Consider the following 1757-nt stretch of genomic DNA (forward strand, 5'->3'; position numbering starts at 1 on the left):
TTGCCCCGATCGGATCGGGCCAGCCGGTTATAGGCGGCGTATCCGTCGACTTGCAGGATGCCGCGATAGCCGTCCAGATGACGGGCGACACATTCGCCGGCGCGGCTGTCCTCGAAGCGGTAGGCGACGATGGGCGGTCCACTGCCGCCAAAGGGCCGATCATCGCGGACATAGGTCCAGAGGTAGGCCGTCTTGGCCTTGCCAGATCCCGGCGCCAGCGTTGGCAGCGTGGTCTCATCGGCGAAGACCCGCTCCCCCTGCTTGATGCGAGCCAGTGCGTAATCGGCGAGCGGCTCGAGCTCGAAGCCGAGCTTGCCCATCCACTGCGCCATCTGTGACCGGTCGATCTCGACCTGATCGCGGGCATAAATCGCTTCCTGGCGGTAGAGCGGCAGGCCATCGGCGTATTTCGACACCGCGATCTGCGCCAGCAGCGCTTCGGTCGGAATGCCGCTTTCGATGATGCGGGCGGGCGCGGCTGCCTGGATGACGCCGTCCCAACCCTTGTAGGCATATTTGGGGCGACGCGTAACGATCACCCGGAACTTCGCCGGGGTGACATCGAGCCGTTCGGAGACGTCCTCGCCGATCAGGATCTTTTCCAGCGCTTCGCAGCCAGCAGGCGTTTCGGGCTCGATGACCACCTCGACCCGTTCGAGATGGGCCGCAAAGCCTTTGCGAGGACGCGGAGCGCGCTTCGCTTTCGAGCCGCCCGCAGACTTCTCCATCTGCGCTTGGATGGCCGCCACGCCGGTTTCGATCTCGTCGAAGACCAGCGCATACTGCTCCTCGCTCAGCGCACCGGCCCGCAACCTTTCGGAGCGGCTGCCGAAGCGCGCCCGCTCCAGCATCTTCACCACCGCCGTCAGTCGTGCGATCCGCTCCTCGGCGCTCTTGTTGACCAACTCGAGATGCGTATTGTGGGCTTCGAGATCGGCATTACGCTCTTCCAGACCGGCGGCTTTTTCGGCCATGGCAACAACCATCGCCTTGAGCGCGTCAACGTCGTCCGGGAGCGCGAGATCGGGTGCCGACATGGCCAAAATCAGAGCATATTCGCGGGCAATTTTCCCGCTTTTTCAGATCCCTGATTCATCATGCCGCAGGGTTTTACCCAACCGATTGCGGCCGCCTGACGGTCTCCGTTCGAACCCGTTTCCAGTCCATTCCGTCAACCAGAGCCATGAGCTGAGCATGATTGAGCTGGACCCGGTGGTGGCCGATCCGCGGCCAGCAGAACTTCGCCTCATCCAGCCGCTTGGCATAAAGACACACGCCGCTGCCGTCCCACCAGACGATCTTGATCCTGTCCGCTCTTTTGGCGCGGAATACATAAAGTGCGCCGTTGAATGGATCCGAGCCGGCATCGCGCACCAGTGCCAAAAGGCCGTCGGGACCTTTTCTAAAATCGACGGGATGACTGGCGAGCAACACCTTCACGCCAGCCGGGATCATGCCTGGCGAACCGCCCGGATAATCCGCACCAGCTGCTCCTCATTGATATCGGCACCGGCGCGAATGACCACGCCACCCAGCTCGATCTCCACCGACGCAGACGCTGTCGGCGTGACCTCGACAAAGCCGAGCCGCTCCGCATCCCTGTGTGGCGTGACCGCACCGCTCTTGATCGCCTTGCTCCGCCAGCCGAACAGCTGGGCCGGCGCCATCCCCGCCTGTCTGGCAATGGCCGATACATTCGCGCCCGGCTTCAGTGTCGCCTCGATCAGCCGCGACTTCGCTTCCGCCGACCAGCGCCG

At 63.5% G+C, this 1757-nt stretch carries 3 protein-coding genes; all 3 read right to left on the minus strand.

Features of this window, described 5'->3' with window-relative positions; translation table 11 throughout:
- On the minus strand, positions 1 to 1037 hold a 1037-nt coding region (tnpC, locus tag NKI95_RS34175; protein ID WP_352722246.1), incomplete at its 3' end, for an IS66 family transposase.
- Positions 1038 to 1110: 73 nt separating this feature from the next.
- On the minus strand, positions 1111 to 1455 hold the full coding sequence (gene tnpB, locus NKI95_RS34180) for an IS66 family insertion sequence element accessory protein TnpB (RefSeq protein ID WP_352642448.1): 345 nt from the start codon (positions 1453 to 1455) through the stop codon (positions 1111 to 1113).
- Positions 1452 to 1757, minus strand: a 306-nt coding sequence (locus NKI95_RS34185; RefSeq protein ID WP_352687300.1) for a transposase, incomplete at its 5' end; no start/stop codon positions are given. The genes NKI95_RS34185 and tnpB, both read right to left, overlap by 4 nt.

The organism is Mesorhizobium sp. M0306, assembly GCF_040321655.1.
In the GTDB taxonomy this organism is placed as follows: Bacteria; Pseudomonadota; Alphaproteobacteria; order Rhizobiales; family Rhizobiaceae; genus Mesorhizobium.